Raw genomic sequence first — 25,991 nt, 5'->3', positions numbered from 1 at the left:
CATGGCACGGACGATTGATCTGGACGCTTACGTCAAGGGCGTGCTGGACGGCAAGCGGGCGGCCATAGCCCGCGCCATCACCCTCGTCGAATCGAACCGGGCCGACCACCGCGAGCTGGCCCAGCGGATGCTGACGCAGCTGCTGCCGCACGCGGGCGCGGCCCGGCGGGTCGGCATCACCGGCGTGCCCGGGGTGGGCAAGTCCACCTTCATCGACGCCCTGGGCACCATGCTGACCGGCCTCGGGCACCGGGTGGCGGTGCTCGCCGTCGACCCGTCCTCCAGCCGGACCGGCGGCAGCATCCTGGGCGACAAGACCCGGATGGAGCGGCTCGCCGTCGACCCCGCGGCCTTCGTCCGCCCCTCGCCCACCGCCGGCACGCTCGGCGGCGTGGCACGGGCCACCCGCGAGACCATCGTGGTGATGGAGGCGGCCGGCTACGACGTGGTGCTCGTGGAGACCGTCGGCGTCGGCCAGTCGGAGACGGCCGTCGCGGGTATGGTCGACACCTTCCTGCTGCTCACCCTCGCCCGCACCGGAGACCAGCTGCAAGGCATCAAGAAGGGCGTGCTGGAACTCGCCGACATCGTCGCCGTCAACAAGGCGGACGGCCCGCACGAACGCGACGCCAAGTCCGCCGCCCGGGAGCTCGCCGGGGCCCTGCGGCTGCTCCAGACCCCGGACGCCGCCTGGAAGCCTCCCGTCCTCACCTGCAGCGGGCGCGAGAGCACGGACCTGGACGCGGTGTGGGAGCGGGTGGAGCAGCACCGCCGGGTGCTCGGCGCGACCGGGGAACTGGACGGCAGGCGCCGCGAGCAGCAGGTGGAATGGGCCTGGACGATGGTGCGCGAGCAGCTGTTGGGCGAGCTGCGCGACCACCCCGAGGTGCGCCGGGTGGGCCCCGGCCTCGAAGCGGCGCTGCGCGAGGGCACCATGACGGCGAGTGCGGCCGCGGGGCGGCTGCTGCACGCATTCCGGGACGGCAGCGGCTCCTGACCGCCCGTCCGCCCGCCTTCCCGCCCGGCCACGCGGCACGGTCAGGGGGGCCGGGCGGAGAAGCCGTGTCCTCATGACATCCTGAGCCGTCACAAGCTCCGCCGGAGCAAACGTCGGACATCCGGGATATCGAGGATGATGCACCACATGAGACTCTGCTTCCTGGTGGAGGAGCAGTACCGGTACGACGGCATGCCGGTGGACGTGATACGCCAACTGACCGCCTGGGGCCACCGGGTGGACGTGCTGCGGCCCGGCAGTTCGCTGATCAGGCTCTCCGAGGAGGTGCGCTCCGGCCGGCACGACGCCTGGGTGCTCAAGACGGTCTCCGGAGGGCCGGGGCTGACGCTGCTGGAGGGCGCGGCGGCCGTGGGGCTCACCACGGTCAACGACGCCCGATCGATACGCGGGGTGCGGGACAAGGCCCTGGCCGCCGTGCTCGCCGAGGCCCGCGGCCTGCCGGTGCCCGCCACCTACGCGGCCGTGCTCGCCGAGGAGTTCGCCGCCCTGCCCGCCGACGCCTACCCGCTGGTCGTCAAGCCCGCCGACGGCAGCTCGGGACGGGCCGTACGCCTCGTACCGGACCCGGGGCACCTGGTGGAGGCCGCCCCGGAGATATCCGCCGACGGCATGCTCATCGCCCAGTCATACGTGCCCAATTCGGGCGTCGACCTCAAGGTGTACTGCGTCGACGGCGAGTTCTACGCTACCGAGCGCCGCTCCCCGCTCCACCCCGACCACCCGGTGCGCGAACGCCAGGTGCCGCTGACCGCCGAGGTCGCGGCGATCGCCGCCGAGGTGGGCGCGGTCTACGGGCTCGACCTGTACGGCGTGGATGTCGTCTTCGGGCCCGAGGGCCCGGTGGTCGTCGACGTCAACGACTTCCCGAGCTTCCGTCAGGTGCCCGACGCCGTGACCAAGGTGGCCTGGGCCGTGCTGCGCCTGGCCGGGGCCGAGGGGCGCACCCCCGGCGGCCGGCCCGCGGCCCCTGTGACGGTCGGCGGCGGCGCATGAGGATCTGCCTGCTCACACCGGATGCCGGCCATCCGCTCCTGGCCCGGACGGCCGCCCTGCTGAGGTCGCAGCACGAGGTTTCGTCGCTGGACCCGAACGAGACGACCGGCCTGCCGGATCCCTCCTCGCTCGCCGACGTCTACCTGCTCAAGACGCGGACGCCACGCGCCCTCGCCTACGCCCGGCACCTGGAGGAACACGGCGCGCCCGTGCTGAACTCGGCCGCCGCCACCGAGCTCTGCCAGGACCGCACCGCCATGGCCGCTCGCGCGCTGGCCGCCGGGCTGCCCTTTGCCGCCACCCGCACCGAGCCCTCGCTCACCCACCTCGCCGTGGCCGCCGGCGCCGGAGACGCCGAGGGTGCTGTCTTCCCCGTCGTGGTCAAGAGCCGCCACAGCCGCCGCCACGACCTGGTGGCCCGCGTCGGTGACCGCGCGCAGCTGCGGGCGCTGGCCCGGCAGTGGCCGGACGAGCCGGTGGTCGTCCAGGACTTCACGCCCAACGACGGCTGGGACCACAAGCTCTGGGTGGTCGACGGCCACGTCTTCGCGGGCCTGCGCCGCTCGGAGCTGGCCACGCCCGTACCGGACAAGGCGACCCGTCCGCTGGACTCCGGCGACCTGCCCGTGGGCCTGCTCGACCTGGTACGCAGGGTGGGCGAGGTCTTCGCCCTCGACGTCTACGGCGTCGACGTGCTGGACGCGGGCGGCACACCGGTGATCGTCGACATCAACGCCTTTCCCGGCATACGCGGGCAGATCGGCGCCCCCGAGGCGCTGGCCGATCTGGCCCTGCGCACGGCGGCGGGCGGCCGCCGCCCCCGCGTGCCCGCGACCATGTGACCGGGGGGCGGCTGCGCGCCCGCGGCTCAGCCGACCAGGTCGAGAACGGGCAACAGGCCGCCCGGGCGCTCTTCCACGGGCAGATGGTCCACCAGGAACACCTCGCACCCCACCGCGGCCGCCCCCGCGTCCGCGCGCCGGTCGTCGCCGACCATCACGACCTCCTCGGGCGGCAGACCGAGAGCCTCGCACGCGGTGCGGAACAGCCGTGGATCGGGCTTCTGCAGCCCGTGCTCGCAGGAGAGCACATACGCATCCACCCAGGCGTCCAGGCCGTGTTCGCGGAAGACCGGGCGCAGGTCCCAGCCGATGTTGCTCACCACCCCCGTCCGCACGCCCCGGCGGCGCAACCCGGCCAGCACGCCGGCCGCATCGGCGTACGGGCGCCAGGCCGCGGGCTCCATGTGCCGGGCGTACAGGGCGTCGTAGAGCCCCGGATCCGGCAGCGGCACCCGGCGGGCCATGCCCGTGTACGCGGCCCGATGCTGCTCCGTACTGCTGTCGCGGCCGGCCCACACCTCGGCGAGGTCCGCGGGTACGACCGTCGGCGCAGGTCCGCCCGGCTGTGCGCCGGCATCCGCCAGCTGCCGGGCCAGCGAAGCCGTCCGGTCGCCGTCGAGCGGCACACCGGCACGCTCCGATGTCGTGCGCAGCCAGGACTCGGTGGACTCGATGCGGAAGAGGGTTCCGGAGAAGTCGAAGAGCACACCCTTGATCGTCATGGCGGGAGTCTCCCCGCCGGGCGACGGCCTCATCCCCCCATGGTCATCCGCCGGGTTCCAGCACCGCCTCGACGTCCACGAGGACGTCGATCATGTCGCTGACGACCACCCCGCCCCGGTCGACCACGTCGTTCCAGCTCACCCCGAAGTCATGCCGGTTGAGGCGGGCCGTCGCGGAGAAGCCGGCCCGGCGCCTGGGGCCGAGGTCCTTGCCGTCCTCCCACCACGGGGTGTCCCACTGCCCCAGATACGTCACCTGGAACGTCACGGGGCGCGTCACGCCCCGCACGGTGAGATCGCCGGTGACCTCGAACTCGGTGCCGCTCGCCTGGTGGATGCGCGAGCCGGTGAACGTCCAGGTCGGATGGTTGTCGACGTCGAAGAAGTCGGCGCTGCGCAGATGGGCGTCGCGCTGCGGCTGGCCGGTGTAGACCCCGGTGGCGTCGACCGTCGCCGTGATGCGGGCCTTCTCCGGCTCGTCGGGGTCGACTTCCAAGGACCCCTGTACGTTTTTGAGCTGGCCGCGCACATGGGCGACCATCATGTGCCGGGCGCGGAACTCCGCACCGGTGTGGCTGGGCTCGAAGAACCATTTTGTCGTGGCCATGGCGGCTCCCAGGCGGCTGTGACCCCTGTGTCAGGGTACGCCGGGAAGCACAGGCTTTCCCGTCGTGCGGGCCGTCAGTGCGACCAGCCCAGCGCCCGCAGGCCCGGTACGAACGTCACCAGCACCGGCACGAAGGGCACCAGCGCCGCCACGGCGGTCAGCCGCAGCCGGCGGGCGGCCGTCAGCCGGGGCGCGGGGGCCAGCAGGCGGTGCACCCGGTCCGGGACGTGCGAGGGCCGGGTGGGACAGGGGCCGAACACCCCGCGGTGCTCGTTGAGTTCGACGAGGGCCAGGGCGGTCGTCAGCCGCCCGAAGCGCCGCGAGGCCGAGTCGTCGGCCGCCAGCTCCACCAGGTGGTGCACCTGGTCGCGGAAGGCGGCGAAGACCGGCACCTGCGGAAAGCCGTTGGCCAGCGCCGACGAGCAGTGCAGCAGCCAGTCGTGCCGGGCCCGCGCATGCCCCTGCTCATGGGCCAGCACCGCATCCAGCTGGGGGCCCTTCAAACGCCGCAGCGCACCGGTGGTGATCACCAGCCGGGGTGCGGCGCCGCCGCGCAGCAGCCAGGCGTCGGGGCGCTCGCCCTCCAGCACCACCAGCCGCTCGCCGCCGCGTGCCTCGCCGGGCAGCCGGGGCGAGCGGACGCGCAGCTCGGCGCGGCGGGCCCGGCGCCGGGCCCGGGCCCCGCGGATCTCCCGGGTGAGCATGGCCCCGGTCCACACGGCACCGCAGGCGAGGGTCACGGCCAGGGGCGCGGCCCACGCCCCGTAGCCGGTGAGCGCGTAGGCCTCCATCACGCCGTGCGGCGCGGGGGCGAAGACGTTGCCCCGGACGGCCTCCCAGGCCGCGGCGGCGCTCAGCAACATCGCGAGCGCACAGCACAGCAGCACGGCGGCCACCACGCACTGCCACACCCACAGGGCCAGGACGGGTTCCCGGTCGGGCCAGTCGGTACGGGTCAGCACGCGCGGCGCCATCGCCGCAACCAGTCCGCCGAGGACCAGCAACGCGAGCGGGACCATCATGCGATCACCCTATGAGGGCGGCGCGGGGCCGGACATGCCCCCGCACGGGAAGTGACGCACACCACGCGAGCCGACGGCCGCTCACATGGTCAGCAGCATCGCCAGCATCCCGATCCCCATGGACAGCCGGCAGGCGCGCGTCAGCCCGGACCCGTACGCCCGCTCCGGCCCCGGCCAGGGGGGCTCGCCCGGGACCATCGCGGGCGCCGGGACGATGCGGGCCACCGCCCGGACGACGTACACCGCGAAATACACCAACAGCACCCCGGTGAGCAGCGGCGTCCCGGCCGGTTCGTGTCCGGCCCCCAGGTGGTGGACGCCGCCGTGCCCGGCCGTGGGGGAGTGGGCCATCGCCAGGGCCATGTAGACCATCGCGAAGGCGCCCACGGCGTGGTGCAGTTGGTGTCCGTCATGCGCCCGGCTCGCCTCCGCGCGCGCCCGGGCCGGTGCCAGGGCGTGCAGGCCGACGGCGCCGAACACCGCCGCGAACGCGGCCGTCCCCCACGGCCGGGCATCAAGCGCGCCGGTGGGCACCGCCATGGCGGCCATGCCCAGGCCCATCAGGGCGTCTCCCCATGCGGCCCGGCGCTCCCCCGCCGCGCCGGCCCGCGTGCGCGAGAGGCAGTAGATCCCCGCCGCGGCGCAGAGCGCCACCAGCCCCCAGCCGATCAGCGGCGGTCCGTGCACGCTCCACCTCCCCGGATGCACACCTACCCCCGGAGAATGCCCGGCCGAGCCGGGTCGCACGGGAGCGCACGGGCGCACAGGGGGAGCACAGGCGGCCGCCGCCGTACGCCCGCGCAGAGTGGGCGTACGGCAGCGGGCGGGCGTACGCGCCGTCAGATGCCCGGCCGGTACCGCATCGGATGCCCCTCCGGCACCTCGACCACCGCGATGCGCACCCCGTCCGGATCGGCGATCCACATCTCGATCAGGCCCCAGGGCATCTTCTCCGGCGGCCGGAGCACCTCCACGCCCCGCGCCGTGAACTCCTCGTGCGCCCGCGCGGCGTCCTCCACCTGCAGCCACAGTTCGAGCCCGGGCCCCGGCGGAGTCTGCGAGCGGCCCGAGACCTCCAGGAACCCGCCGCCCAGGAAGTAGACGACGCCGCGCTCGGGACCCGTGCCGAACTCGCGGTAGACCGCGAGCCCCAGCGCCCCGCCGTAGAAGGCCCGCGACCGCTCCGGATCGGTCGGCGTCAGTAGCACCCTGCTGCTCAGTACGTGCACCATGCGGCGACTGTACGCACACCACCTCGGCTAGGGTCGTACAAGCGCCCGAAGTCTTGGGAATCGCAAGGAGAGGACACCGCACCGCATGGACACCGCCACCCGCAGCCGCGCCGTCGGACCGGCCTTCCGGCCCGCCACCGCCGCCGACGTCCCGGCCGTCGTGCAGCTGGTCGAATCGGCCTACCGCGGTGACGCCAGCCGCGCCGGCTGGACGACGGAGGCCGACCTCCTGGAGGGCCGGCGCACGGACCCCGACGGCGTCCTGGCCGTGGTGGAGCACGAGGCCAGCCGGCTGCTGGTGGCCGAGCTGGACGGCGAGCCGGTGGCCTGCTGCCATGTGGAACACCGCGGTGACCACGCCTACTTCGGCATGTTCGCCGTCCGTCCCACCGCGCAGGGCGGCGGGCTGGGCAAGACCGTCCTGGCGGAGGCCGAGCGGCTCGCCCATGTCGAGTGGGGCGTGGCCGAGATGCACATGACCGTCATCCGCCAGCGCGACGAGCTGATCGCCTGGTACGAGCGGCGCGGCTACCGGCGCACCGGGCGGATGAGCCCGTTCCCCTACGGCGACGAGCGGTTCGGCATACCCCAGCGCGACGACCTCGAGTTCGAGCTGCTGGTCAAGAAGCTGGCCTGACGGCCCGGGAAAGGCCCTACAGCCGTCCGGCCTGGACGAGGCGTCGCAGGAAGCGCCGGGTTCGCTCCTGCCGCGGCTCGCCGAAGACCTCGGCCGGGGTGCCGCGCTCCAGCACCACCCCGCCGTCGAGGAAGCACACCTGGTCGGCGACGTCCCGGGCGAAGCCCATCTCATGGGTGGCCAGGATCATCGTCATCCCCTCGTCCTTCAGCCCGCGCACGACGTCGAGCACCTCGCCGACCAGCTCGGGGTCGAGCGCCGCGGTGATCTCGTCGAGCAGCAGCAGCCGGGGCCGGCAGGCCAGCGCCCGTACGATCGCCACCCGCTGCTGCTGACCGCCGCTGAGCCGGTCGGGATACTCACCGGCCTTGCCGCTCAGGCCGAGCCGCTCCAGCAGCTCGCGCGCCCGCTCCTCCGCCTCCGCGCGCCCCACGCCGTGCACCCGGCGCGGGGCGAGGGTGATGTTCTGCAGCACGGTCATGTGCGGGAAGAGGTTGTAGGCCTGGAAGACCACGCCGATGCGGCGCCGCACGGCGTCCGGATCGGCGCGGGGGTCGGTGATCTCCTCCCCGTCGAGGAAGATCGCACCGTCGTCGATCTCCTCCAGCAGGTTCGCGCAGCGCAGCAGCGTCGACTTGCCGGAGCCCGAGGCACCGATCAGCGCGGTCACCGTGTGCGGCGCCACCTCCAGGTCGACGTCCCGCAGGACCACCGTCCGCCCGAAGGTCTTGCGCACCGCCTCCAGCCGCAGCACCGGGCCCTGTCCGCCGCTCTCGCTCATACGATTCCTCCCTGCGCCCGGCGGCGGTCCATCCGTGCGGTGACCGCGTCGGTGAACCGCGTCATCGGGATGGTCAGGGCCACGAAGATGAGCCCGGCGACCACGTACGGGGTGTAGTTGAAGCTCTTGCTGGCGGTGATCTGGGCCGCGTAGACGGCGTCGACGGCGCCCGCGATCGAGACGAGCCCGGTGTCCTTCTGGAGCGAGACCAGGTCGTTGAGGAGCGGAGGCACGACCCGGCGCACCGCCTGCGGCAGGACGACGTAGCGCAGCGTCTGCCCGCTGCCGAGCCCCAGCGAGCGGGCGGCCGCGCGCTGGCCGGCGTGTACGGACTCGATGCCCGCGCGGAAGACCTCGGCGACGTAGGCGGAGTAGGTGAGCACCAGTGCGGTGCCGCCGAGCAGCACCGGGTCGTTCGTCACCCCCTGCAGCCGCAGGGCGGGCACCCCGAAGACCACCATCAGCAGGCAGATGATCAGCGGCAGCCCGCGGAAGAAGTCGGTGTAGGCGGTGGCGAGGGCGCGCAGCGGGAAGAACACCGGCCCGCGCAGGGTGCGGGCGACGGCGATCAGCAGGCCGAGCAGGAGCACCGCCGCGCCGCAGACCACCAGCAGCCGGATGTTCAGCCACAGCCCGTCGAGGATGTGCGGCAGCGCCTCACGGGCGTAGTGGGCGTTGAAGAAGGTCTCCCGGGTCCGGGGCCAGCCGGGGGACTCGACCACCACGAGGAAGAGCGCGACGGCCGTCACCAGCGTGCTGGCCGCCGCGACGGCCGTGGCGCGGCGGGTCCGGGCACGTTGGAAGCGCTCGCGCTCCAGCCGCCGGGCCGAGGGCACGTACGGCCGGACGTCGGCGGTGCCGTCCGCGGCCATGGGCCCGGCGTCCTGCGGCTCCGGCGACACCGCCTGGCCGGCCGTCACTTGAGCACCGGAGCGTCGACGGCCTCGGACAGCCACTTCTTCTCCAGCCGGGCCAGCGTGCCGTCCTTGCGCAGGCCGTCGACGGCTGCGCTGACGCATCCGGTGATGCGGCTGCCCTTGTCCAGGACGAGCCCGAACTGCTCGGCCCGGCCTCCGGCGGCGGCCTCGAACTGGCCCACGACCTTGGCCTCGGGCACCTCGGTGGACGTGATGTAGAAGGCGGTGGGCAGGTCCACGACGATGGCGTCGACCTGGCCGTTCTTGAGTGCCGTCTTGGCGAAGTCGTTCTTCTGGAAGACGGCCGCGGGCTTCTCCGGCTTGATGACGTCGTTGACGACGTCGAGGGAGGTCGTGCCCACCTGCGCGCCGAGTCTCGCCTTCTTGAGGTCGGCGGCCGTGCGGGCCTTCGCCGCGGGGGAGTCCTTGAGAGCGATGACGGCCTGCCGCACGTCGTAGTAGCCGGAGGAGAAGTCGACCGCCCGGCGCCGCTCGTCGCTGACCGAGACCTGGTTGATGTCGAAGTCGAACTTCTTCTCGCCCGGTGTCACCGCGCTGTTGAACGGCACCGTCTGCCAGACCACGTCGCCCGCCGGGTAGCCGAGCCGGTCGGCCACGGCGTAGGCGACGGCCGACTCGAAGCCCTTACCGTTCGCGGGGGCGTCGTCCTGGAACCAGGGGGCGTACGCGGGCTTGTCCGTGCCCACGGTCAGCCGCCCGGCCGTCCGAGTGGCCAGATGCCCCTTCGTGCAGGAGGCTTGTGCCCCGGAAGCGGTCCCGGAGGCACCGGAAGCCTTCGCGGAGTCGGCGTCCTCCTGAGGGGCGCAGCCGGCGGCCGCTGCGAGCACGAGGACGAAGGCGGCGGTCCGGAGCGAGGTCCGGGCAGCTGCGCGGCTGGGCTTCTCGGCGAGCGACATGGCGGGAGACTGGCAGTGCACCGGGCGGTCTGTCCAGGTCATGACCATGATCCGTCCGAATGGCGGAAGACTGTTGCCGCTTCATGAATTTCCGGCCCCAACGGGTGGACAGACGGACACCTGACATAGTCGCCGGAAAGTGGCCGGAAAGAACCTAGGACGCCGCCTGAGGCCTGTGCGAAGCACGTGACGTATGGCTATGCGTGATCCCTCGTACGGCGGTAGTCGACAGGAAAAACAGCGGCCTGCGCGGGGATCCGCAGGATAATTTGTGGTTGCTCCCCTTGAGCGGGAGAACCTCACATGGATACGGTGTCTTAACGCCGGTTCTCCTGAGGAGGGGTAGTCGTGACGGAAATTTTTGCGTCCCCAGTGGCAAAGGCCGACACTTTGTCCGTGGATCGCGTGGTTGAGCACCCCGCCTGGGCCGCCCTGAAGGCCGCCGTGGAGACGATCCGGCCGTGGCAGTCGGCCGACGGCTCCATCGACCTCGAAGCGGAGGGCGCACCCCCGGGCCCGGCCGTCCGGGCCGAGTTCGATCTGGTCATAGCCGCCGTGGAGCAGCTCTCGCCGCTCCTGCCGCACGACGCCGCCTACCACCGCGCACTGGTTGCCGACCTGCGCAAGTGGGCCGACACCGGCTTCGGCGTCCCGGACTTCCTCGACTCGCTGCTCGCCTTCCAGCCCGCCGCCGAGCGCGCCGACGGCCTCCAGCACCTCGTCGTCTTCCCGATGTACACCCAGAACGGGAACCCCGACCGCAACCTCGAAGCCGTCGTGCTCCGCGTCGTATGGCCCGAGTGGCTCGCCGAGCTCGAGCGCACCCGCTACGACAACCCGCTCTTCCTCGGCATCACCTTCGAGGACTTCACGGCCGGCTACGACACCAACTCCGCCGTCCTCTTCCCCGAGACCATCGCCGTGCGCGAGGCCCCCGAGCGCTTCTCCTGGGGCGGCATCTTCTGCGACCGCGAGGCCGCCCGCTTCCGCCGCGTCACCGAGTCCGCCGTCGCCACCCTGGGCCTGCAGCTGCCCGACGACATCGCCGACATGATCGGCGACCAGGACCGCTGCCAGCAGGCATTCGTCCTGTGGGACATGGTCCACGACCGTACCCACAGCCACGGCGACCTGCCCTTCGACCCTTTCATGATCAAGCAGCGGCAGCCGTTCTGGATGTACGGGCTCGAAGAGCTGCGCTGCGACCTCACCGCCTTCAAGGAGGCCGTGAAGCTGGAGGCCGACGGCTACGCCCAGGGCCGCGACGTCCAGTTCGCCGTGCTGTTCGACCGGATGTTCCGCTTCCCGGTCACCGGCGAGCGCGTGCGCAACTACGACGGCCTCGGCGGCCAGCTCCTCTTCGCGTACCTCCACAAGCACGAGGTCGTACGCTGGACGGACAACACCCTGCACATCGACTGGGACCGCGCCCCGCAGATCACCAACCAGCTGTGCGGCGAGATCGAAAAGCTCTACCGCGACGGCATCGACCGCCCCAAGCTCGTCCACTGGTTCGCCGCCTACGAGCTGGTCTCCACCTACCTCGCCCCGCACCCCGGGTCCGTGTGGGCCAAGGGCCCCGACGCCCTCGACCTCACTCAGCCGCCTCGCAAGCTGGTCGATGACGTGCTCGCGGACGAATTCCCGCTCAGCATGTTCTATGAGGCCCTTGCCAAGAAGCTGCGCGGCGTGATCGCCTCGACCAAGGGGATCACCCCGGCGCGCACCGAGCAGGTGGCCGCGTGAGCGACACGACCGAGCGGGAGAAGGAGGCGACGACCATGAGCGCTCCGACGAACGGCAACGGCCGGCTGGAGGGCGCCGTCGTGGCGGTGGCAGGGGCCGCGGGCCCCGCCGGCCGGGCGGCACTGCTGCGCCTGGCGGAGGCCGGGGCGACCGTCGTCGCCGCCGACGCGGACGCGGCCCGCCTCGCCGAGGCCGTCGACGCCGCGCGCTACGCCCACGGCGGCGCCACCGTCACCGGCGACACCGTCGACCTGCTCGACCTGGACGCCACGCGCGCCTGGGCCGACCGCACCGAGAAGGAGTTCGGCCGGATCGACGGCCTGGTGCACCTGGTCGGCGGTTGGCGCGGCTCGGCCACCTTCGCCGAGACCGACCTCGCGGACTGGGAGCTGCTGGAGAAGCTGCTGATCCGCACCGTGCAGCACACCTCGCTGGCCTTCGAGGCCCCGCTGTGCCGCAGCGGCAACGGCCGCTACCTGCTCGTCAGCGCCGCGGGGGCGTCCAAGCCCACCGCGGGCAACGCCGCCTACTCCGCCTCCAAGGCCGCCGCGGAGGCGTGGACCCTTGCGCTCGGCGACTCCTTCCGCAAGGCGGGGGGCGATGCGGCCCCGCCCGCCGCGGCCGCCGTCCTGGTGGTCAAGGCGCTGGTGCACGACGCCATGCGCGCCGAGCGGCCCAATGCGAAATTCGCGGGTTTCACCGACGTCAAGGACCTGGCGCAGGCCATCGTCGACGTCTGGGAGAAGCCCGCCCAGGATGTGAACGGAACCCGTCTGTGGCTGACCCCGCAACCATGAGCACCACCCCGTCGGCGGCGACCGACGCGATACGCCGGCACGACCCGGAGCTGCGCGGCTTCGCCAGCGACAACTACGCGGGCACCCATCCCGAGATCCTCGCGGCCCTCGCCCTCGCCAACGGCGGCCACCAGGTCGCCTACGGCGAGGACGACTACACGGCCCACCTGCAGGACGTGATGCGCGCCCACTTCGGGCCGACCGCCGAGGCGTTCCCGGTCTTCAACGGCACCGGCGCCAACGTCGTCGCCCTGCAGGCCGTCACCGAGCGGTGGGGCGCGGTGATCTGCGCTGCCTCCGCGCACATCAACGTCGACGAGTGCGGGGCGCCCGAGCGTGTCGGCGGCCTCAAGCTGCTGGCCGTGCCGACCGAGCACGGCAAGCTCACGCCCGAGCTGATCGACCGCGAGGCCTGGGGCTGGGAGGACGAGCACCGCGCGCAGCCGCAGGTCGTCTCCATCACCCAGACCACCGAACTGGGCACCTGCTACACGCCCGAGGAGATCCGGGAGATCTGCGACCACGCCCACGAGCGGGGGATGAAGGTCCACCTGGACGGCTCCCGCGCGGCCAACGCGGCGGCAAGCCTCGGCCTGCCCCTGCGGGCCTTCACCACCGACGCCGGGGTGGACCTGCTCTCCTTCGGCGGCACCAAGAACGGCCTGCTCTTCGGCGAGTGCGTGGTGGTCCTCAACCCCGGCGCGGTCAAGGCGATGAAGCACCTGCGCAAGCTGTCGATGCAGCTCGCCTCCAAGATGCGCTTCGTCTCCGTGCAGTTCGAAGCGCTGCTGACGGGCGACCTGTGGCTGCGCAGCGCCTCGCACGCCAACGCCATGGCCGCCCGCCTGGCCGAGGGCGTACGGGCGGTGGAAGGCGTCGAGGTGCTGCACCCGGTGCAGTCCAACGCCGTCTTCGCCCGCCTGCCGCACGCGGTGAGCGAGCGCCTGCAGAAGCGCTACCGCTTCTACTTCTGGGACGAGACGGCCGGCGACGTCCGCTGGATGTGCTCCTTCGACACCACCGAGGCCGACGTCGACGCCTTTACCGCCGCGGTCGCGGAGGAGATGGCCAAGCGCTAGCAGCCCGCGGCTCCGGCCTCCGCGGGGGCCGGAGCCGTGCCGCCCAGGTGGGCGGGGATCCACCAGGTGTCGTGCGCGCCCTCGGTGCGCACCGGGTAGGCGCGCTGGGCGGACTCCAGCAGCTCCTGGACCCGGCCGCGGACCCGCTCGGTGAGGCTGTCGGCGGACTCGGCCGGGTCCGTCGGCACCGGCTCGCCCACCCTGATGGTCACCGGAATGTGGCTGCGGCCCAGGTCGCGCTTGTGTCCCTTGGTCCACAGCCGCTGGGTGCCCCACAGCGCCATCGGCACCAGCGGCACCCCGGCCTCCTGCGCCAGCCGTGCGGCCCCCGACTTGAAGTTCTTCAGGGTGAACGACGAGGAGATCGTCGCCTCCGGGAAGACCCCGACGACCTCGCCCGAGCGCAGCGCGGACAGTGCGTGCCGGTAGGCGTCCAGCCCCGCCGCACGGTCGACGGGGATGTGCTTCATCGCCCGCATCAGGGGCCCGGAGACCTTGTGCCGGAAGACCGACTCCTTCGCCATGAAGCGCACCAGCCGCTTGGCCGGGCGGGCGGTCAGCCCGCAGAAGACGAAGTCCAGGTATCCGATGTGGTTGCTCACCAGGACCGCCCCGCCCTGCTGCGGAACGTGCTCGGTCCCCTTGATGTCGAAGCGCAGGTCGAGCGCCTTGAACATGGTGCGGGCGGCGCCGATCACCGGGGGATAGACGAGCTCTGCCATATCGGGAAGATCCTTCGCTGGAAGTTACGCGGCCGTAGGGTGCGGCTTCTGCCAGATCGTGCCCGAATGCCCGGCCCGCGGGCCAGCGGGGACGCCCCGTAGGCCGGGAGATCCTCATCACGTCCGCCCGCGGCACCGGACGCATCGGGCGTGCGCCGGGCACCGGAGGAAGCCATACCCGGGAAATTTCCCGGCCTCCCACGACGCTGCATCCGGTGACCGGATGTGGACCGACAACGACGGGAAGGGGATGGACGTGCCCGTGCGGGACGACCGGGAGGACGAGCGGGACGAGGGCGGCCGGCTCGGCGCCGAGGAGATCGGCGCGGCGCTGGGGGAGCGGGCCACGCTCGTCCAGTTCTCCAGCGCCTTCTGCCAGCCCTGCCGGGCGACGCGGCGGGTCCTTGCCGAGGTCGCCGCGATGGTCGAGGGCGTCGCCCACGTCGAGATCGACGCGGAGGCCCGCCTCGCGCTCGTGCGCGCCCTCGGCGTCGCCACCACCCCCACCACGCTCGTCCTCGACGGGCAGGGCCGGATCGTGCGCCGTGCCACCGGGCAGCCGCGCCGCGCCGACGTCATCGCGGCCCTCGGTGCGGCGGTCTGACGCACCGTGATCCGTCTCGCATCTGTCCGGGCTCACTTGACGCTGCACACCTCGAATCGTCACTGTGACGCTATGTGGCCAGGGCTCCTTCTCCACGGACGCGCGTACGTGGACCTTCTGCGGACCGCGAGCGCGCGCTGTCCGGGCCCGTGAGCACCCGTGACCTCCCCTCGGCACCGCCCGGGGAAACCCCGCTCCCGGCTCGCCCCTCCGGCAGAAGGACCCCTTCATGACGGCCTCGCCCGATCTCGGCACCCCCGCCACGGCCACCCCCGCCACGCCCGGCCTGCTGCGTTCGGTCTTCCGCCGGCACGCCGCCGGCGTCGCGGTGATCACCGCGCACGGCACCCGGCCGGCCGGTTTCACCGCCACCTCCCTCACCTCCGTGGCCGCCGAGCCCCCGCTGGTCTCCTTCGGCGTGGGCACCGGCTCCTCCAGCTGGCCCGTGCTGGCCGAGGCCGAGCACGTGGGCGTGCACATACTCGGCGAGCACCAGCAGGACCTGGCCGCCACCTTCGCGCGCAGCGGCGCCGACCGCTTCGCCCCGCCCACCCGCTGGCACCGCGGCCCGCACGGGGTGCCGCTGCTGGAGGGCGTGCTGGCCTGGATGGTCTGCCGCGTGGTGGCCCGGGTGCCCGCCGGGGACCACCGGCTGGTGCTCGCCGAGGCGGTCGTGGGCGACCCCTCCGGCGCCGGCCGCCCGCTCCTCTACCACCAGGGGCGCTTCAACGCGCTGAGGGACTGAGACGTCCCTTTCTCCCGCGTTGGACAGATCACAGCCGTCCGCCCTTGCGCTCGGTGAACACCCTCGATGTACTGGCGAGTAACATTTTGGTGGGAGCGGGATCCGCACCCATCGGAATCCGCCCCACAAGGCGCCTATGCTGCCTGCCAAGGCAGCTGTGAAGAGACGATGCAGTAGGAGAGCCGGCGTGAGCTTGAGGATCGTTGTCTGTGTGAAGTACGTGCCCGACGCCACCGGCGACCGGCACTTCGCCGAGGACCTGACCGTCGACCGCGACGACGTGGACGGCCTGCTCTCGGAGCTCGACGAGTACGCGGTCGAGCAGGCGCTGCAGATCAAGGACGAGGCGGACGACGCGGAGATCACCGTCCTGACCGTCGGCCCCGAGGACGCCAAGGACGCCCTGCGCAAGGCGCTGTCCATGGGTGCCGACAAGGCCGTCCACGTCGAGGACGACGACCTGCACGGCACCGACGCGCTGGGCACGTCGCTGGTGCTGGCCAAGGCCCTTGAGCACGTCGGCTACGACCTGGTCGTCTCGGGCATGGCCTCCACCGACGGCGGCATGGGCGTGGTCCCGGCGATGCTCGCCGAGCGCCTGGGCGTGCCGCAGGTGACCCTGCTCTCCGAGGTCAAGGTCGAGGACGGCAAGGTGACCGGCCGCCGCGACGGCGACGCCGCCAGCGAGCAGCTCGAGGCCGCGCTCCCGGCTGTCGTCTCCGTCACCGACCAGTCCGGCGAGGCCCGTTACCCGTCCTTCAAGGGCATCATGGCCGCCAAGAAGAAGCCGGTGGAGTCCCTGGACCTGTCCGACCTCGGCATCGAGGCGGACGAGGTCGGCCTGGAGAACGCCTGGACCAAGGTCGACGAGGCCACGGAGCGCCCGGCCCGCACGGCCGGCACGATCGTCAAGGACGAGGGCGAGGGCGGCAAGCAGCTCGCCGAGTTCCTCGCGGGCCAGAAGTTCATTTAAGGCTGGGGGTCCGGGGGTTATCCCCCGGAACCACACAGCATCTGAGCCCGGTAACTCCTCCCACCGCCCTCACACTTCCCGCAGGAGAGCAACACCATGGCTGAAGTCCTCGTCTATGTCGACCACGTGGACGGCGCCGTCCGCAAGCCCACCCTCGAGCTGCTGACCCTCGCCCGCCGCATCGGCGAGCCCGTCGCCGTGCACCTGGGTGCCGGTGCGGACGCCGCCGCCGCGACGCTCGCCGAGTACGGCGCGGTCAAGGTCCTCACGGCCGACGCCGCCGAGTTCGCCGACTACCTCGTCGCCCCCAAGGTGGACGCGCTGGAGGCCGCGTACAAGGCCGTCTCCCCGGCCGCCGTGCTCGTGCCGTCCTCGGCCGAGGGCAAGGAGATCGCGGCCCGCCTCGCGGTCCGCATCGGCTCCGGCATCATCACCGACGCCGTCGACCTGGAGGCCGGTGCCGAGGGCCCGGTGGCCACGCAGTCCGTCTTCGCGGCCTCGTACTCCACCAAGTCCCGCGTCACCAAGGGCACCCCGGTCATCACCGTCAAGCCCAACTCCGCCGCTCCCGAGGCCGCCCCGGCCGCGGGCACGGTCGAGCAGCTCGCGGTGACCGTGGCCGACGCCTCCAAGGGCACCAAGGTCGTCGCCCGCACCCCGCGCGAGTCCACCGGCCGCCCGGAGCTGACCGAGGCCGCGATCGTGGTCTCCGGCGGCCGCGGCGTCAACGGCGCCGAGAACTTCCCCCTCATCGAGGGCCTGGCCGACTCGCTCGGTGCGGCCGTCGGCGCCTCGCGCGCCGCCGTCGACGCCGGCTGGTACCCGCACACCAACCAGGTCGGCCAGACCGGCAAGTCGGTCTCGCCGCAGCTCTACATCGCGGCGGGCATCTCCGGTGCCATCCAGCACCGTGCCGGCATGCAGACGTCGAAGACCATCGTCGCCATCAACAAGGACGCCGAGGCTCCGATCTTCGAGCTGGTCGACTACGGCGTGGTCGGCGACCTCTTCGAGGTCGTCCCGCAGCTGACCGAGGAGATCAAGACCCGCAAGGGCTGACCTGCCACGGCCGCCGGGGCCCCGTACGCGCTCGCGTACGGGGCCCCGCGCGCGTCCAAGGGACTGTTGACCTTGTGCCGGGCCGCGGATAACTTCGCGACACGGACAGCCGATTCCGGCAGGCGGAAACGCGGAGGCGGGCATGGGGCACCAGCAGACGGTCTCGACAACCTTCACCAGCGCCGTGGGCGAGCGCATCGGCGCCTCGCTGGCTTTGGTCGACGCGGAGCTCGCCCGCCGCTACCCGGGCGATCCGGGCACCCGCCAGCCCGTTCACACCGTCTACGTCCCCGCCGACGCCTTCGACGCCGCGACCGTCCGCTCCTGGGGCGAGGGCGCGCTGGCCGCCCTGGACCGGCACGCGCCCGACGCCGCCTCCTTCGCGGCGGTCCTCGGCATACCCGACCGCCTCGCCGGCCCCGTATACGACCGCGTACGGGCCAAACTGCGGCGGGAGCCGGTGGAGGACCTGCGGATCGACTTCGAGGACGGCTACGGGCTCCGCCCCGACGCCGAGGAGGACGCGGCGGCCGCCCGTGCGGCGCAGCTGGTGGCCCGGGCCTGCGCCGAGGGCACCGCGCCGCCCTGGACGGGGATCCGGATGAAGTGCATGGAGGCGGCCGTCCGCGACCGGGGCGTGCGCACCCTCGACGTCTTCCTCACCGGCCTGTTGGAGGCCGGCGGCCTGCCGGAGGGGCTCGTCCTGACGCTGCCGAAGGTCAGCTACCCGGAGCAGGTCGCCGCCATGGTGCACCTCGCCGAGGAGTTCGAGAAGGCGCGCGGCCTCGACGGCGGGCGGATCCGCTTCGAGGTGCAGATAGAGACGACCCAGTCGATTCTCGGCGCCGACGGCCGCGCCACCGTGGCCCGCCTGATCGAGGCCGGGCAGGGCCGGGTGACCTCCCTGCACTACGGCACCTTCGACTACAGCGCCGCCTGCGGCGTGAGCGCGGCCCACCAGTCGGCGGACCACCCGGCGGCCGACCACGCCAAGGCCGTCATGCAGGTCGCGGCGGCCGGCACCGGGGTGCGGCTGTGCGACGGCTCCACGAACGTCCTGCCCGTCGGCCCGCGCGAGCGCGTGCACGCCGCCTGGCGGCTGCACCACGGCCTCGTCCGCCGGGCGCTGGCCCGCGCCTACTACCAGGGCTGGGACATGCACCCCGGCCAGCTGCCCACCCGGTACGCGGCCGTCTACGCCTTCTACCGCGAGGGGTTGGAGGAGGCCGCCGGGCGCCTCGCCGCGTACGCGGGCGGGGGCGGCGGCGCGGTGCTGGACGAGCCCGCCACGGCCCGGGCGTTGAGCGGATACCTGCTGCGCGGGCTCGACTGCGGCGCCCTCGACGCCGAGGAGGTCGCCGCCCTCACCGGACTGGACCGCGCCGCGCTGGACCGGCTGGCGGGGCGCACCGCCCCCCAGGACTAACCTGCGGCCGGCGGGATCTCCCCGGAACCGCGCACGATCAGACGGGTGGGCAGCTCCACCCGCCGTGCCGCGTCCTGCGCCCCCTCCAGCCGCCGGAACAGCAACTCGGCGGCCGTGCGCCCCAGTTGCCCCGCGTCCTGCGCCACCACCGTGACGGCGGGCGAGAGCAGATCGGCCAGCTCCAGGTCGTCGAAGCCGACCAGTGCCACCGGGCGTCCCAGGCCCGCGATGACGCGCACCGCCGTGGCCGTCACCCGGTTGTTCCCCGTGAACAGCGCGGTCACCGCCCCGGGGCCGGTGAGTATGCGCTCCGCCTCCGCCCGTACCCGCCCGGGATCGGTGGGCCCCAGCGAGACCCAGGCCTCGTCGACGGGCAGTCCCGCGGCCGCCATCGCGGCCCGGTAGCCGCGCAGCCGCTCGGCGGCGGTGTGGATGCCAGGCCGGTCGCCGAGGAAGCCGATGCGGCGGTGGCCGTGGGCGACGAGGTGGGCCACGCCCTCGCGGGCGCCGCCGAAGTTGTCCGAGAGCACCGCGTCGGCGGCTATCCGCCCGGCCGGGCGGTCGACGAAGACGGTGGCGATCCCGGCCGCGATCTCCGGCTCCAGATAGCGGTGGTCGTCGCCCGCCGGCACGATGACCAGCCCGTCGACCCGGCGGGCGCACAGGGCCAGGGCCAACTCGCGCTCGCGCTCCGGGTCCTCGGCGCTGGAACCGTTGATGAGCAGGGCGCCGTGGTCGCGGGCGACCTCTTCGACCGCGCGGTTGAGCGGCGCGTAGAAGGGGTCGGCCAGGTCCTCCAGGACCAGCCCGACGGAGGCGGTGCGGCCCTTGCGCAGGATGCGGGCGCTGTCGTTGCGGCGGAAGCCGAGCGCGGTGATGGCGTCCTGCACGCGCCTCTCGGTCTCGGCGGTGACGCCCGGCTCGCCGTTGACCACGCGCGAGACGGTCTTCAGCCCGACCCCGGCGCGGGCCGCGACGTCCTTCATGGTCGGGCGGTTGCCGTAGCGGGGCTGCGGACTGCGGGCGGTACGGGCGGCGTCGGACACGGGTGCTCGTCCTCCGGACGGGGCGTCGGGTGCGCGGGGTGAGGTCGAGCATAGAGCCTGGACAACGTTGTCAAGACCGGGGGAGACTGGCGGGCGGACCACCCCCCACCACCGCGGACCAGGAGAGACCCTCCCGTGCACAACGACACCGGCGAGCTCGTCGCCGCTCTCGACATCGGCGGCACCAAGATCGCGGGAGCGCTGGTGGACGGGGCGGGACGGCTGCTCGCCCGCGCCCGGCGCGCCACCCCGGCGGACGGCGACGCGGCCACGGTGATGGGCGCGGTCGCGGAGGTGCTCGGCGAGCTCCTCGCCGACGGGCGCCGGCCCCGCGTGCGGGCCGTCGGCATCGGCAGCGCCGGGCCCGTGAATGCCGCCGAAGGCACCGTCAGCCCCGTCAACGTGCCCGGCTGGCGGGGGTTTCCGCTGGTGGCCGAGGTGGGCAGGCTGACCGCCGGGCTGCCGGTGGTGCTCGTCGGCGACGGGGTCGCGATGACGGCGGCCGAGCACTGGCAGGGCGCGGCCCGCGGCCGGGCCAACGCCCTGTGCCTGGTCGTCTCCACCGGGGTCGGCGGCGGCCTGGTGCTGAGCGGCCGACTGCACCCGGGGCCCACGGGCAACGCCGGTCACATCGGGCACATCAGTGTCGACCTCGACGGGGACCTCTGCCCCTGTGGCGCCCGCGGCTGCGTCGAGCGCATCGCCAGCGGTCCCAACATCGCCCGCCGTGCGCTGGAGACCGGCTGGCGTCCGGGCCCGGACGGCGACGCGAGCGCGGCGGCGGTCGCGGCCGCGGCCCGCGCCGGCGACCGGGCGGCCCTCGCCTCCTTCGCCCGGGCCGCACAGGCGCTGGCGGCCGGGATCGCCGCGACCGCCACGCTCGTCGAGATCGAGGTGGCCGTCATAGGCGGCGGCGTCGCCGGTGCCGGAGAAGTCCTCTTCGCACCGCTGCGCGAGCGCCTGCGCGACTACGCGACGCTCTCCTTCGCCTCCGGCGTCGAGGTGCTCCCCGCCCGGCTCGGCTCCGACGCGGGACTGGTCGGCGCCGCCGCTGCCGCGGCGGACGCCTGCGGCCTGTGGGAAACGGCCGGACCGGGCGGCCGCCGGCACTGAAACGGCGGGAACCAGCCGCTGTTTGGCCGGGCGGCGCCCCATCCCGCTCGCACACGTTTGCGTGGCAGGGTGGTACGGGCACGGTGTTGCGGGCGCTCCACAGGGGCTACGGAGGAGGGGGAACCGTGATCGTCTGGCTGAACGGTCCGTTCAGTGGGGGAAAGACCAGCACGGCCAGGGAGCTGGCCGAGCTCATCCCGGGCAGCACCCTCTACGACCCCGAGGTGATCGGCGGCGCCCTGCGCCACCTGCTGCCGCCGAAGCGTCTGGCCGGGGTCACCGACTACCAGGACCTGCCGATCTGGCGGCGAATGGTGGCGGACACGGCCGCCGCGCTGCTCGCGGAGGTGGGCGGGGTGCTGATCGTGCCGATGACGCTGCTGCGCCAGGAGTACCGGGACGAGATATTCGGTGCCCTGGCCTCCCGCAGAATCCGGGTCCGGCATGTGCTGCTGACATCCGATGAAACGATCCTGCGAACGCGCATCGAGCACCGCGTCGAGTTCGAGGACGACGCCGGGCGCAGTGAGTCGGTCCGCCAGTGGGCGCGCGACCACATCGCCCCCTACCGCGAGGCGCTGACCTGGCTCGAAGGCGATGCCTACGCCGTCGACACGTCCGCTCTCACGCCCCGCGAGGCGGCCGAGCGCGTCGCCGAGTCCGTGCGCAACGGCACCGCGGGCGTCTGCCAGATCGTCCAGACCCCGGAGCCGAGGGCCGAGACCCTCGCCGCCGGGGTGCTGCTCTTCGACGAGCACGACCGGGTGCTGCTGGTCGACCCCACCTACAAGCCGGGCTGGGAGTTCCCCGGCGGGGTCGTGGAGCCGGGCGAGGCGCCCGCCCGCGCGGGCATGCGCGAGGTCGCCGAGGAGATCGGCATCGAACTCGCCGCCGTGCCGCGCCTGTTGGTCGTCGACTGGGAGCCGCCGAGGCCCCCGGGCTTCGGCGGCATGCGTTTCCTCTTCGACGGCGGCCGGCTGGCCGGGGCCGACGCGGACCGCCTCCTGCTGCCCGGCTCCGAACTGCGCGGCTGGCGCTTCGTCACCGAGGAGGAGGCCTCCACCATGCTCCCCCCGGTCCGGCTGAGCAGGCTCCGCTGGGCGCTGCGCGCCCGTGAGCGGGGGTGCCCGTTCAACCTGGAGGCGGGGGTGCCGGTCGGGTGACCGGGGGCCGGCCCCCGGCTCAATTCAGCGTATTCAGCGCTTGCTCTCGGCGTAGTTGGCGAGGAACAGCGCCTCCGCGAGGGAGAGCCGCTCCAGCTCCTGCGGCGAGACGCTCTCGTTGACCGCGTGGATCTGGGCCTCCGGCTCACTCAGGCCGATCAGCAGGATCTCCGCCTCGGGGTAGAGGGAGGCGAGGGTGTTGCACAGCGGGATGGAGCCGCCCATGCCCGAGGTCTGCATCTCCTCGCCCGGGTAGGCGACGCGCATGGCCTCGGCCATCGACGCGTACGCCGGGCTCGTGGTGTCCGCGCGGAAGGGCTGGCCCTGACCGATCTGCTCGACCGACACACGGGCGCCCCACGGCGCCGCCGCCTGCAGGTGCGCGAAGAGCAGCTGCGTCGCCTCGGCCGCGTCCGTGCCCGGCGGCACCCGCAGGCTGATCAGCGCCCGGGCGCCCGCCTGCACCGACGGCGTGGCGCCGATGACCGGCGGGCAGTCGATGCCCAGCACGGTGACGGCGGGCCGGGCCCAGATGCGGTCGGCGACCGTGCCGGAACCGATCAGGCCGACCCCGTCGAGCACCTTCGCGTCCTTGCGGAAGTCCTCCTCCGGGTACTGCAGCCCCTCCCACGTCGCCGCGGCCTGCTCCTCCAGGCCGGTGACGACCGTCGTGCCGTCCTCGGCGCGCATCGAGTCCAGGATGCGGATCAGCGCCGCGAGGGCGTCGGGGGCCGCGCCGCCGAACTGGCCGGAGTGCAGGTCGCCCTCGAGGGTGTCCACCTGGACGCGCACCAGCGTCATGCCGCGCAGCGTCGCGGTGACCGTCGGCAGGCCGACCCGGAAGTTGCCGGTGTCGCCGATGACGATGGCGTCGGCGGCCAGCAGCTCCGGGTGCGCCTCGGCATAGCGCTGGAGACCGCCGGTGCCCTGCTCCTCCGAGCCCTCGACGATCACCTTCACGCCGACCGGCACGCCGCCGTTGGCCTTGAGCGCCCGCAGCGCCAGCAGGTGCATGATGAAGCCGCCCTTGCAGTCGGCGGCTCCGCGCCCGTACCAGCGCCCGTCGCGCTCGGTGAGCTCGAAGGGCGGCGAGAGCCAGGCGCTCTCGTCCAGCGGGGGCTGCACGTCGTAGTGCGCGTAGAGCAGCACGGTGGGCGCGCCCTCGGGGCCGGGCAGGTGGCCGTACGCGGACTGCGTGCCGTCGGGGGTGTCGAGCACCGCGACGTCCTGGAAGCCCTCGGCGCGCAGCGCGTCGGCCACCCAGCTCGCGGCCGCGTCGCACTCGCTCTTGGGGAACTGGGCCTCGTCCGCGACCGATTTGAAGGCGACCAGTTCGGCCAGCTCGGTCCTGGCGCGGGGCAGCAGCGAGGCAACGGTGGTCGCGAGCCCGGCCGGATCCGGTCGTCGGGTCGAGGACGTGTCCATGGAACGCTCCTTGTGGGCGCGGCGTTGTATCCGTACGGATGGCCCGTGCGTACGGCTGTCCGTACGTACGGGCGATATCGGGTCTGATCCTCCCATGGGCGGACCATGATCCTTTCGGGGCTTCCCCCGGACAGTGGCCGGACGGCGGGCCCGTAGGATGCGGGCGGTAGCCGTAACCGGTGATCGAGCGGGAGTGGAAGCACAGGTGAGCAGCGACAGCGCAGCCCGGGAAGCGGGCCCGGACGTACCCCAGGACAGCGAGCCGGTGTGGGACGTCGTGGTGGTGGGCGCCGGGCCCGCCGGGGCCTCGGCCGCCTGTGCCGCGGCCGCCACGGGCCGCAGGGTGCTGCTTCTGGAGAAGTCCGAGCTCCCCCGCTACAAGACGTGCGGCGGCGGCATCATCGGCCCCTCGCGCGACGCCCTGCCGCCCGGCTTCCAACTGCCGCTGCGCGACCGGGTGCACGCCGTCACCTTCTCCCTCAACGGGAAGCTGACCCGCACCCGCCGCTCCAAGCGGATGCTCTTCGGGCTCGTCAACCGGCCCGAGTTCGACGCCGGCCTCGTCGAGATGGCCAAGGCGGCGGGCGCCGAGGTGCGCACCGGCGTGACGGTCTCCCGCGTAGAGCAGCACGGCCCCGCCGTCCCCGACCGCCGCACCGTGGCCCTCGTGCTCGGCGACGGCCGCACGCTGCTCGCCCGTGCCGTCATCGGCGCAGACGGCAGCGCCGGGCGCATAGGGGCCCACGTCGGGGTGAAGCTGGAGCAGGTGGATCTCGGCCTGGAGGCCGAGATCCCGGTGCCGGCCACCGTCGCCCAGGACTGGGCCGGGCGGGTGCAGATCGACTGGGGCCCCATCCCCGGCAGTTACGGCTGGGTCTTCCCCAAGGGCGACACCCTGACCGTCGGCGTGATTTCCGCGCGCGGCGAGGGCGCGGGCACCAAGCGCTACCTGGAGGACTTCATCGCCCGCCTGGGCCTCGCGGGCTTCGAGCCGAGCATCTCCTCCGGCCACCTCACCCGCTGCCGGGCCGACGACTCCCCGCTCTCCCGCGGCCGGGTCATCGTCTGCGGCGACGCGGCGGGGCTGCTGGAGCCGTTCACCCGTGAGGGCATTTCCTTCGCGCTGCGCTCGGGGCGGCTGGCGGGGGAGTGGGCCGTCCGTATCGCCGAGGCCCAGGACGCGGTGGACGCGCGCCGCCAGGCCCTCAACTACGCCTTCGCGATCAAGGCCGGGCTGGGTGTGGAGATGGGCGTGGGCCGCCGCATCCTCGCCCTCTACGAGCGCCGCCCCGGCCTCATCCACGCGGCCGTGACCGGCTTCCGCCCGGCCTGGCGGGTCTTCGCGAACGTCACGCGCGGCACGACGACGCTGGCCGAGGTCGTGCGGACGCATCCGATGGCGCGCAGGTTGCTGTCGGCGATGGACCGCTCCTGAGTACTGCCCGCCGCCCGGCGGCGGCGGGCTCCCTCAGAACAGCGCCTGCGGGCCGTCCGGCTGCCGGGCCCGTATCGCCGCGGTCGTCGCGGCATCCGGGGCGGTCGCCGTCAGCGCCCAGCCCGCCAACTGCCGCCCGTCCACGAGCAGCAGACGGCCGTCCCCTTCCTCCAGGTACACATCCGGCCCCACCACCGCCAGCACGCTCCCCGCCACCGTGCACCCGGCGGCGAGCTCGACCGTGCCGTCGCAGGGGCGCAGCCGCTCCAGGTGGAACGCCGCATCGTGGTGAACCGGTGCGAAAGCCCGGACCGCGAGGGACTCCGCGAGCCCTTCAAGCGCACATGCGCGCGCATGCAGCTCCGCCAGCTCGGCCGTGCGCCGCTGCTGTGAGGGCAAGGGGTGCCGGGCGGCGCGCTTGGCCGCGTAAGGGAAGCGGTCCGGCACGGACAGGGCCGCGCCCAGCACGGCTTCCGCCCGGCGTGCCGCCATCAGCGGGCCGCGCCCCAACAGGGCGTAGGACAGCGCGGCCTGCTCCAGCAGCCGCACCCCCTGCCGCTCGGCGGCGGTGATGCCCACCTTGACCAGGCGCGGGCCGAACCAGGCGAGATACACGTCGTACGGGCGGGGGTCGTCGAGGGCGGTGTCGGCGGCCACCGAGCGGGAGCGGTCCAGCCGGGCGCACTCGGGGCACTGCGCCGAGACGGCCGCGGCCGGCACCTCGGCGGCGGCCGGGCACGGGGTGTGCCTGCCGCCTCTGCGTACCCCGGTGCACAGGCGCCGGGCACCCGTGGCGAACGCCAGCCGCTTCTGCGGCGGCAGGGCGGAGAGCCGCTCGCCGCGCACGGGGTGGCGCCACAGCAGGGCGGGGCCCGAGGTGCTCCACCGCAGCCCGGCGCAGCTCCAGTCGGTGTGCCGAGGGTCCATGCCGGCCCGCCCCTTTCGCCCTGCCGCCGCTTCGGCCGATGTC

The 25,991-nt window shown here is 73.4% G+C and carries 27 protein-coding genes; 15 read left to right on the top strand and 12 right to left on the bottom strand.

Translation table 11 applies throughout. The features are described 5' to 3' along the window. Position 1: 1 nt before the first annotated feature. From meaB to FHS39_RS13750, 3 genes are all read left to right on the top strand, one after another. A complete protein-coding gene (gene meaB / locus FHS39_RS13760; protein ID WP_184349601.1) occupies positions 2-997 on the top strand; it encodes a methylmalonyl Co-A mutase-associated GTPase MeaB in 996 nt (331 codons plus the stop codon). A gap of 147 nt (positions 998-1,144) precedes the next feature. Further along, positions 1,145-2,011, top strand: a complete 867-nt coding sequence (locus FHS39_RS13755) for an ATP-grasp domain-containing protein (protein WP_184349600.1) — start codon at positions 1,145-1,147, stop codon at positions 2,009-2,011. After that, positions 2,008-2,853: an ATP-grasp domain-containing protein gene (locus FHS39_RS13750; protein WP_184349599.1), complete on the top strand. Its 846-nt coding sequence runs from the start codon at positions 2,008-2,010 to the stop codon at positions 2,851-2,853. Before FHS39_RS13755 ends, FHS39_RS13750 begins: the two co-directional genes overlap by 4 nt. A gap of 26 nt (positions 2,854-2,879) precedes the next feature. Here the strand turns inward: FHS39_RS13750 and FHS39_RS13745 are convergent, their stop codons facing one another. The 5 genes from FHS39_RS13745 to FHS39_RS13725 form a co-directional block, all read right to left on the bottom strand. After that, positions 2,880-3,575, bottom strand: coding sequence for an HAD family hydrolase (locus FHS39_RS13745; RefSeq protein ID WP_184349598.1), 696 nt, complete (start codon positions 3,573-3,575; stop codon positions 2,880-2,882). A gap of 43 nt (positions 3,576-3,618) precedes the next feature. Further along, complete coding sequence (locus FHS39_RS13740) at positions 3,619-4,182, bottom strand: YceI family protein (protein WP_184349597.1); 564 nt, start codon at positions 4,180-4,182, stop codon at positions 3,619-3,621. Positions 4,183-4,256: 74 nt separating this feature from the next. After that, positions 4,257-5,204: a M56 family metallopeptidase gene (locus FHS39_RS13735; RefSeq protein ID WP_184349596.1), complete on the bottom strand. Its 948-nt coding sequence runs from the start codon at positions 5,202-5,204 to the stop codon at positions 4,257-4,259. An 81-nt stretch (positions 5,205-5,285) separates the two neighbouring features. Next, positions 5,286-5,891 (bottom strand): DUF5134 domain-containing protein, encoded by a 606-nt coding sequence (locus FHS39_RS13730; RefSeq protein ID WP_184349595.1) that lies wholly within the window; start codon positions 5,889-5,891, stop codon positions 5,286-5,288. 152 nt (positions 5,892-6,043) lie between these two features. After that, positions 6,044-6,436: a VOC family protein gene (locus FHS39_RS13725; RefSeq protein WP_184349594.1), complete on the bottom strand. Its 393-nt coding sequence runs from the start codon at positions 6,434-6,436 to the stop codon at positions 6,044-6,046. Positions 6,437-6,521: 85 nt separating this feature from the next. On the opposite strand from FHS39_RS13725, the gene FHS39_RS13720 reads away from it, so the two are divergent. Continuing rightward, a complete protein-coding gene (locus FHS39_RS13720; RefSeq protein WP_184349593.1) occupies positions 6,522-7,073 on the top strand; it encodes a GNAT family N-acetyltransferase in 552 nt (183 codons plus the stop codon). Between the two features lie 16 nt (positions 7,074-7,089). Here FHS39_RS13720 and FHS39_RS13715 read toward each other — a convergent pair whose 3' ends face one another. The 3 genes from FHS39_RS13715 to FHS39_RS13705 are packed head-to-tail and all read right to left on the bottom strand — an operon-like array spanning position 7,090 to position 9,730. Then, entirely contained in the window at positions 7,090-7,854 is a 765-nt protein-coding gene (locus tag FHS39_RS13715) for an amino acid ABC transporter ATP-binding protein (protein ID WP_184349592.1), read from the bottom strand. After that, a complete protein-coding gene (locus tag FHS39_RS13710; RefSeq protein WP_184349713.1) occupies positions 7,851-8,726 on the bottom strand; it encodes an amino acid ABC transporter permease in 876 nt (291 codons plus the stop codon). Before FHS39_RS13710 ends, FHS39_RS13715 begins: the two co-directional genes overlap by 4 nt. A 44-nt stretch (positions 8,727-8,770) precedes the next feature. Next, positions 8,771-9,730: an ABC transporter substrate-binding protein gene (locus FHS39_RS13705; protein ID WP_246470193.1), complete on the bottom strand. Its 960-nt coding sequence runs from the start codon at positions 9,728-9,730 to the stop codon at positions 8,771-8,773. 306 nt (positions 9,731-10,036) lie between these two features. Here FHS39_RS13705 and FHS39_RS13700 point away from each other — a divergent pair, with 306 nt between their 5' ends. Genes FHS39_RS13700 through FHS39_RS13690 form a run of 3 tightly spaced genes read left to right on the top strand, consistent with a single transcriptional unit; the run spans position 10,037 to position 13,310 of the window. Continuing rightward, positions 10,037-11,434: a DUF6421 family protein gene (locus FHS39_RS13700; RefSeq protein ID WP_184349591.1), complete on the top strand. Its 1,398-nt coding sequence runs from the start codon at positions 10,037-10,039 to the stop codon at positions 11,432-11,434. A 35-nt stretch (positions 11,435-11,469) separates the two neighbouring features. Then, positions 11,470-12,231, top strand: coding sequence for an SDR family NAD(P)-dependent oxidoreductase (locus FHS39_RS13695; RefSeq protein ID WP_184349712.1), 762 nt, complete (start codon positions 11,470-11,472; stop codon positions 12,229-12,231). Next, entirely contained in the window at positions 12,228-13,310 is a 1,083-nt protein-coding gene (locus FHS39_RS13690; protein ID WP_184349590.1) for a threonine aldolase family protein, read from the top strand. Before FHS39_RS13695 ends, FHS39_RS13690 begins: the two co-directional genes overlap by 4 nt. Here the strand turns inward: FHS39_RS13690 and FHS39_RS13685 are convergent. Continuing rightward, positions 13,307-14,032, bottom strand: a complete 726-nt coding sequence (locus tag FHS39_RS13685) for a lysophospholipid acyltransferase family protein (RefSeq protein WP_184349589.1) — start codon at positions 14,030-14,032, stop codon at positions 13,307-13,309. The two genes, FHS39_RS13690 and FHS39_RS13685, sit on opposite strands and share 4 nt — an antisense overlap. Before the next feature lie 250 nt (positions 14,033-14,282). On the opposite strand from FHS39_RS13685, the gene FHS39_RS13680 reads away from it, so the two are divergent. The 5 genes from FHS39_RS13680 to FHS39_RS13660 all read left to right on the top strand — a co-directional run bounded on the left by FHS39_RS13680 (position 14,283) and on the right by FHS39_RS13660 (position 18,839). Further along, entirely contained in the window at positions 14,283-14,636 is a 354-nt protein-coding gene (locus FHS39_RS13680) for a TlpA family protein disulfide reductase (protein WP_184349711.1), read from the top strand. A gap of 229 nt (positions 14,637-14,865) precedes the next feature. Further along, complete coding sequence (locus FHS39_RS13675) at positions 14,866-15,381, top strand: flavin reductase family protein (protein WP_184349588.1); 516 nt, start codon at positions 14,866-14,868, stop codon at positions 15,379-15,381. Between the two features lie 187 nt (positions 15,382-15,568). Then, positions 15,569-16,354, top strand: a complete 786-nt coding sequence (locus FHS39_RS13670) for an electron transfer flavoprotein subunit beta/FixA family protein (RefSeq protein ID WP_184349587.1) — start codon at positions 15,569-15,571, stop codon at positions 16,352-16,354. Between the two features lie 96 nt (positions 16,355-16,450). Then, positions 16,451-17,413: an electron transfer flavoprotein subunit alpha/FixB family protein gene (locus FHS39_RS13665; RefSeq protein WP_184349586.1), complete on the top strand. Its 963-nt coding sequence runs from the start codon at positions 16,451-16,453 to the stop codon at positions 17,411-17,413. A 142-nt stretch (positions 17,414-17,555) separates the two neighbouring features. Then, complete coding sequence (locus tag FHS39_RS13660; RefSeq protein WP_184349585.1) at positions 17,556-18,839, top strand: DUF6986 family protein; 1,284 nt, start codon at positions 17,556-17,558, stop codon at positions 18,837-18,839. On the opposite strand, the gene FHS39_RS13655 is transcribed toward FHS39_RS13660, so the two are convergent. Further along, the gene (locus tag FHS39_RS13655) at positions 18,836-19,825 is read right to left on the bottom strand and encodes a LacI family DNA-binding transcriptional regulator (RefSeq protein ID WP_184349710.1); all 990 of its coding nucleotides are present in this window, start codon (positions 19,823-19,825) and stop codon (positions 18,836-18,838) included. The two genes, FHS39_RS13660 and FHS39_RS13655, sit on opposite strands and share 4 nt — an antisense overlap. A 195-nt stretch (positions 19,826-20,020) precedes the next feature. Between FHS39_RS13655 and FHS39_RS13650 the strand changes: the two genes are divergently transcribed. Continuing rightward, positions 20,021-20,998, top strand: a complete 978-nt coding sequence (locus tag FHS39_RS13650; protein ID WP_184349584.1) for an ROK family protein — start codon at positions 20,021-20,023, stop codon at positions 20,996-20,998. Between the two features lie 125 nt (positions 20,999-21,123). Next, on the top strand, positions 21,124-22,161 hold the full coding sequence (locus FHS39_RS13645) for an NUDIX domain-containing protein (protein WP_184349583.1): 1,038 nt from the start codon (positions 21,124-21,126) through the stop codon (positions 22,159-22,161). Between the two features lie 33 nt (positions 22,162-22,194). On the opposite strand, the gene FHS39_RS13640 is transcribed toward FHS39_RS13645, so the two are convergent. Next, positions 22,195-23,586, bottom strand: a complete 1,392-nt coding sequence (locus tag FHS39_RS13640; protein ID WP_184349582.1) for a dipeptidase — start codon at positions 23,584-23,586, stop codon at positions 22,195-22,197. 205 nt (positions 23,587-23,791) lie between these two features. Here FHS39_RS13640 and FHS39_RS13635 point away from each other — a divergent pair, with 205 nt between their 5' ends. Continuing rightward, a complete protein-coding gene (locus FHS39_RS13635; protein ID WP_343069563.1) occupies positions 23,792-25,021 on the top strand; it encodes a geranylgeranyl reductase family protein in 1,230 nt (409 codons plus the stop codon). A gap of 33 nt (positions 25,022-25,054) precedes the next feature. Here FHS39_RS13635 and FHS39_RS13630 read toward each other — a convergent pair whose 3' ends face one another. Next, entirely contained in the window at positions 25,055-25,948 is an 894-nt protein-coding gene (locus tag FHS39_RS13630) for a DUF2797 domain-containing protein (protein ID WP_184349580.1), read from the bottom strand. Positions 25,949-25,991 lie beyond the last annotated feature (43 nt).

This window comes from Streptomyces olivoverticillatus (assembly GCF_014203555.1).
GTDB lineage: Bacteria > Actinomycetota > Actinomycetes > Streptomycetales > Streptomycetaceae > Streptomyces > Streptomyces olivoverticillatus.
Note: the sequence above shows the minus strand (reverse complement) of the source record. Positions and strands in the feature narration are given on the sequence as shown.